The organism is Sphingomonas pituitosa NBRC 102491 (assembly GCF_001598435.1).
Lineage (GTDB): Bacteria > Pseudomonadota > Alphaproteobacteria > Sphingomonadales > Sphingomonadaceae > Sphingomonas > Sphingomonas pituitosa.
On record NZ_BCYY01000052.1, the window covers coordinates 1 to 4,353 of the forward strand.

General features: G+C 64.3%; 7 protein-coding genes. 3 read left to right on the forward strand and 4 right to left on the reverse strand.

Annotation, left to right across the window (positions count from 1 at the left end):
- Both SPI01S_RS21400 and SPI01S_RS21405 read left to right on the forward strand, forming a co-directional pair.
- Positions 1-706 (forward strand): 2-dehydro-3-deoxygalactonokinase (locus SPI01S_RS21400; RefSeq protein ID WP_066727365.1); only part of this gene is annotated, 706 nt, incomplete at its 5' end.
- Positions 703-1,329, forward strand: a complete 627-nt coding sequence (locus tag SPI01S_RS21405; RefSeq protein ID WP_066727367.1) for a 2-dehydro-3-deoxy-6-phosphogalactonate aldolase — start codon at positions 703-705, stop codon at positions 1,327-1,329. The genes SPI01S_RS21400 and SPI01S_RS21405, both read left to right, overlap by 4 nt.
- A 467-nt stretch (positions 1,330-1,796) precedes the next feature.
- Here the strand turns inward: SPI01S_RS21405 and SPI01S_RS21410 are convergent, their stop codons facing one another.
- From SPI01S_RS21410 to SPI01S_RS21425, 4 genes are read right to left on the reverse strand one after another with little or no spacing between them, the layout of a single operon-like run.
- A complete protein-coding gene (locus tag SPI01S_RS21410; RefSeq protein ID WP_064310348.1) occupies positions 1,797-2,849 on the reverse strand; it encodes a ribonucleotide-diphosphate reductase subunit beta in 1,053 nt (350 codons plus the stop codon).
- Between the two features lie 15 nt (positions 2,850-2,864).
- Positions 2,865-3,392, reverse strand: coding sequence for a hypothetical protein (locus tag SPI01S_RS21415; protein WP_066727369.1), 528 nt, complete (start codon positions 3,390-3,392; stop codon positions 2,865-2,867).
- Positions 3,389-3,610 carry a hypothetical protein gene (locus tag SPI01S_RS21420; protein WP_066727371.1) on the reverse strand — a complete coding sequence of 74 codons (222 nt, stop codon included), beginning with the start codon at positions 3,608-3,610 and terminating at the stop codon, positions 3,389-3,391. The genes SPI01S_RS21415 and SPI01S_RS21420 overlap by 4 nt, the downstream gene beginning before the upstream one ends.
- Positions 3,607-3,942, reverse strand: coding sequence for a hypothetical protein (locus SPI01S_RS21425; protein WP_066727372.1), 336 nt, complete (start codon positions 3,940-3,942; stop codon positions 3,607-3,609). Before SPI01S_RS21425 ends, SPI01S_RS21420 begins: the two co-directional genes overlap by 4 nt.
- A 98-nt stretch (positions 3,943-4,040) precedes the next feature.
- On the opposite strand from SPI01S_RS21425, the gene SPI01S_RS21430 reads away from it, so the two are divergent.
- A complete protein-coding gene (locus tag SPI01S_RS21430) occupies positions 4,041-4,304 on the forward strand; it encodes a DUF2171 domain-containing protein (RefSeq protein ID WP_066727374.1) in 264 nt (87 codons plus the stop codon).
- Positions 4,305-4,353 lie beyond the last annotated feature (49 nt).

The window sequence follows — 4,353 nt, forward strand, 5'->3', positions numbered from 1 at the left end:
CCTGCCGCTGCTGATGGCGGGCATGGTCGGCGCCAATATCGGCTGGGCGCCGGCGCCTTATGTCGCGGCGCCGGCCGGGATCGCCGAGCTGGCCGCCGGGCTGCTCTGGGTCGAGGAACGCAGCGCGATCGTGCCGGGCGTCTCGACCATGGTCACCGGGCGTCCGGATGTGATGCGCGGCGAGGAAGTGCAGCTGCTCGGTGCGGTGCAGGCGGGGCTCGCGCCTGCCGACGCGCTGCTCGTCCAGCCGGGCACGCACTGCAAATGGGTCGAGATGGTGGACGGCCGCATCGCCGACTTCACCACCGCGATGACCGGCGAGCTGTTCGCCACGCTGCGCAAGCACGGGCTGCTGGCCGCGCAGCTGGGCGGCGACGTGGAGGTCGGTCCCGCCTTCCTTGCCGGGGTGGAGGAGGGGCGCAAGCGCGACCTCGCCGCGTCGCTGTTCGGCATCCGCGCCGCCAAGATGCTGGGCACGCGCGACGATGCCGAGGCTGCCGCCTTCGCCAGCGGGCTGCTGATCGGCAGCGACGTCGCCGCGCGGCTCGAACATGCCGGGCACGACACCGTCCATATTCTGGCCGACCCGATGCTGGGCGGTCTCTACGCCGCCGCGATTCGTACGCATGGGCGCGAGGCGGTGATCGCCAGCAGCCATGAGGCGTTCGTCGCGGGAATCCTCGCACTTGCGGAGCAGATTGCATGAGCCACATCGCCGAATTCGACGCCGCCTTCGCCCGTTGCCCGCTGATCGCGATCCTGCGCGGCGTAACCCCGGACGAAGTAGAGGACATTGGCGACGAGCTGGTCGCGGCCGGCTTCACGCTGATCGAAGTGCCGATGAACTCGCCCGAGCCGCTGGAGAGCGTGTCGCGCCTCGCCAAGCGCTTCGCCGGCCGTGCGGTGATCGGCGCCGGCACGGTGCTGAAGGTCGAGCAGGTGCAGGCCGTGGCGGACGCCGGCGGCACGATGATCATTTCGCCCAACGCGAACCTGGACGTGATCCGCGCCAGCGCGGCGGCGGGCCTCGTCTCGCTGCCCGGCATCCTGACGCCCAGCGAGGCCTTCGCGGCGCTCGACGCGGGCGCGACCGCGCTCAAGCTGTTCCCGGCCGAAGCGGCGAGCCCGACGGTGCTGAAAGCAATGCGCGCGGTGCTGACCGAGGCGCGGATCCTGCCGGTGGGCGGTGTCTCGCCGGACACGATGGCGCCGTGGAAGGCCGCCGGCGCACCGGGCTTCGGCCTGGGCTCGGCGCTCTACAAGGTGGGGATGACCGCCGGGCAGGTCGGCGCCAATGCGCGGGCGTTCATCGCCGCGCTGGGTGCTTAATTAAAAACGGACGGGAGGTTGCCCTCCCGCCCGCTGTTTTCAATTTAGTCGAACCGTCGGATTGAGCAGGTGAGTTTGTTCTCTCAAGTTGCTTAGTGCTTCCACCTGAGAGTCAAACTGTCGATCCGAACGAAGATATATTTCGTCTTCGTCTACGACTTCCCACTGCCATGAGCCTCGACGGTCGAGGAATATATTGGCACTTACCATGTTGCTTGTCCTTCATTGATAATGAAGGGTAGCGCTCAGATCGTAGATAAGTCGCGGTACGTGGGTTTCAGGATTCTGGTCGCCATTTCGGTCTATTCTTCCGCCGTCCTGAATTGCCCAAGGATCCGGAGCTTTCGTGTCCTTGTGTTACCCTGCAATTAGACCAAATCGAACTTCGTTAGCTGGCAATCTCCTATGTTGAGTTGACGGGTCAGCCGCGGCCGAGTTTCACCTCGGCCGCGAGCAAATTCTGTCGCTTACTCCGCGGCAATCCCCGCCTTGGCGAACATGTCGCCTTCGATCGCGTCTTCGTTGGCGATCGTGCTGGTCTTGGCCTGGCGGCGCTTGTCGAAGCTGTCCCACACCTCGTTCCACTGGCCGCGCGTCGCTGCCTTCGAATATTCGGTCGCGCGCGTCTCGAAGAAATTGGCGTGCTCGACGCCGTTGAGCAGCGGGGCGAGCCAGGGCAGGGGATGCTCGTCGATCATGTAGATCGGCTTCAGCCCCAGCTGGCCGAGGCGCCAGTCGGCGATGAAGCGGACGTACTTCTTGATGTCCTTGGGCGTCATGCCGTTCACCGGGCCCATCTCGAACACCAGATCGATGAACGCGTCCTCGATGCGGACGGTCTTCTGGCACATGTCCAGAATGTCGTCGCGCACGCTGGGGGTCATGCAGTTCCGTTCCTTGCAGAAGGTGTGGAACAGCTTGATGATGCCTTCGCAGTGCAGGCTCTCGTCGCGGATCGACCAGGTGACGATCTGGCCCATGCCCTTCATCTTGTTGAAGCGCGGGAAGTTCATCAGCATCGCGAAGCTGGCGAACAGCTGCAGCCCCTCGGTGAAGCCGCCGAACATCGCCAGCGTCTTGGCGATATCCTCGTCGGTATCGACGCCGAAGGTGCTCAGATAGTCGTGCTTGTCCTTCATCTCCTTGTACTGGAGGAAGGCGCTGTACTCGGTCTCGGGCATGCCGATCGTGTCGAGCAGATGGCTGTACGCCGCGATATGCACCGTCTCCATGTTGGAGAAGGCGGTGAGCATCATCTTGATCTCGGTCGGCTTGAACACGCGGCCGTATTTTTCGTGATAGCAATCCTGCACTTCCACATCGGCCTGGGTGAAGAAGCGGAAGATCTGGGTGAGCAGGTTGCGCTCGTGATCGGTCAGCTTCTGCGCCCAGTCGCGGCAATCCTCGCCCAGCGGCACTTCTTCCGGCAGCCAGTGGACCTGCTGCTGGCGCTTCCAATATTCATAGGCCCAGGGATATTCGAAGGGCTTGTAGGTCTTGCGGGCTTCGAGAAGCGACATGGGGGGTACTCCGGATCAGAAACTGGAACGGGAAAGGCCGGCGCTGAGCATTAATATGCCCAACGCGACATAGAGAGCGCCTGCCGCCAAGCGGGTCCACGCTCTCTTGAAAGGTTGGTTGTAGCGGTCGAGCAGATAAGAAAGGCCGATCAAGATGAACCACCCTTGCGAGTAGACGCTCGCCCAGGCGGGCAACGTACCGAGTCCAAGTGCCGGACCGAAAAAGTCGATAATGAGAAAACCGAAGAGCCATGCCGAGGGTAGCAGCAGGAAAACTGCCGGCCGCTTGTACCAAACGCGCGGATCTCGCTCCTCCGCCGTGTCGTCGATCTGGGCGATCGCGGCCTCGATACTACGCAGTTCTTCGAAGTAACGATCGTGGCCGCGCGCCAAGCGACGTTCGCGCCGCTCGTGAAGTCGGTGCAGGCGGGACTCGGCCGCCAATGGCACCCACCGTTCCAGCACTTTGAAACCTGCCAGCAGCAACGCGAAACTTGCCGAGCCCAGCAGGAACGATACCAGAAGGAACAGCGGAGTGCTCACGCCACCCCTCCCGCGCTCGCAAAGGCCAGCGCGAAGCCGGTGAGGAACAGGCCGAGCGCCACCAGCATCATCCCGGCGATGCGCATCGCGTACGTCGCCGCCTCGCTCGCCTGCATGCGCAGCAGCCCCCGCGCCGCCGAGGGGCGGAGGAGGACGATCAGTCCCGCCGTGCCCGAAGCGATGCCGAGGCCGGCCTGTATGGCGAGGGTACGGGTCATTGGTCGATCACGCGTCCGCGAACGGTCTTCATCCCATCGCGCACGACGATGCGTTCGCGATAGACGACCTTGCGGCCACCCTGCGCGCCGACGCCCAGGAACACCACGCCGATGAAGAAGCCGAAATCATACCAGCCGCCATTGTTCGGCACCGCATAGACCGCGACCTCCGGGAACAGCAGCGACAGCCCCCAGGCGACCGGGAAGATGAAGCCGTGCCACAGCCCGAGCAGGAAACCGGGTGCCTGCGGTGCGACGGCGCTCGGCACCTGGTGCGCGCAGGCGGCGAGCAGGGCGAGCGCGGCGACGGTGAAAAGGCTGCGGAGCTTCATGCGGCTATCCCTAGGTATGGCAGACGTCCCTTGGGCCATTGTGCATCGTTTCGCGAGCGCGTGCGTTCGGTGCGCGAACCCCAAGCAGGAGAAGACCCATGGCAGATCTGAGCGCAATCCAGGAGCATATGGAAGTCATCGGCGCCGACGGCGTCCATGTCGGCACCGTCGACCATGTCGACGGCGATCGCATCAAGCTGACCAAGAAGGACGCAGGTGCCCAGATCGAAGGCGCCGAGGGCAGCCATGAAGGGCATCACCACTACATCCCCGGCGGCCTGGTCGCCGAGGTCGAAGGCGACAAGGTGCGCCTGTCGGCCAATGCCGATGTCGCCGCCGAGCTGTTCGAAGAAGAGGCTTGAGCTACTAAGCGGAAGGCGTGAGGCCCCCTCACCCTTCCGCGGCTTCGCC

Coding starts and splice junctions, on each gene's coding strand:
- SPI01S_RS21425 (WP_066727372.1), bottom strand. CDS start 3,942: ATGAAGCTCCGCAGCCTTTTCACCGTCGCCGCGCTCGCCCTGCTCGCC.
- SPI01S_RS21410 (WP_064310348.1), bottom strand. CDS start 2,849: ATGTCGCTTCTCGAAGCCCGCAAGACCTACAAGCCCTTCGAATATCCC.
- SPI01S_RS21430 (WP_066727374.1), top strand. CDS start 4,041: ATGGCAGATCTGAGCGCAATCCAGGAGCATATGGAAGTCATCGGCGCC.
- SPI01S_RS21405 (WP_066727367.1), top strand. CDS start 703: ATGAGCCACATCGCCGAATTCGACGCCGCCTTCGCCCGTTGCCCGCTG.
- SPI01S_RS21420 (WP_066727371.1), bottom strand. CDS start 3,610: ATGACCCGTACCCTCGCCATACAGGCCGGCCTCGGCATCGCTTCGGGC.